The 499-nt window shown below is 51.9% G+C and carries 1 protein-coding gene; it reads left to right on the top strand.

The features are described 5' to 3' along the window. Positions 1 to 363: transposase (locus FGF66_RS12380; protein ID WP_139457953.1), on the top strand; the 363-nt coding region annotated here is incomplete at its 5' end. Positions 364 to 499: the final 136 nt, after the last annotated feature.

Raw genomic sequence — 499 nt, 5'->3', positions numbered from 1 at the left:
CAGGAGCTGGAAACGTTGATTGAAAAAGCAGATGCGGGCCAGCCGCTCTACGCGGACAGCGCCTATGTCGGTCAGGAAGCCATCATCGAGGAGTGCGAAATGACCAATCAGGTTCACGAAAAGGGCACCAAAGGCAAGCCGCTGACCGAAGAGCAGAAAGCCTCGAATCGCAAGAAATCAAAGAGCCGTGCGCGAGTCGAGCATGTGTTTGGATTCATGACCAACTCGATGAACGCGATGTATGTCAGAACGATCGGGTATGTGCGAGCCGTTGCCAAGATCGGCCTGAGCAACCTGACCTACAATCTGATGCGTTGCGTGCAACTCAACAAAAAGGTTTACAACGTGTTTCTCCGGGGATAACTACGCCCGGTCGTGCCTGAATGGCTGTTTTTCGGTGCAATGATGCCCATGTGCTCGTGGTTTGCAGGGCAATATCGCCTTGTTTCGATGTCGCTGGTCAGAAGAATATTTCAAATCGCTCTTTTTAGAGATGCCC

Source organism: Chlorobaculum thiosulfatiphilum (genome assembly GCF_006265165.1).
GTDB lineage: Bacteria > Bacteroidota > Chlorobiia > Chlorobiales > Chlorobiaceae > Chlorobaculum > Chlorobaculum thiosulfatiphilum.
This window is presented reverse-complemented; position numbering and strand designations above follow the sequence as displayed.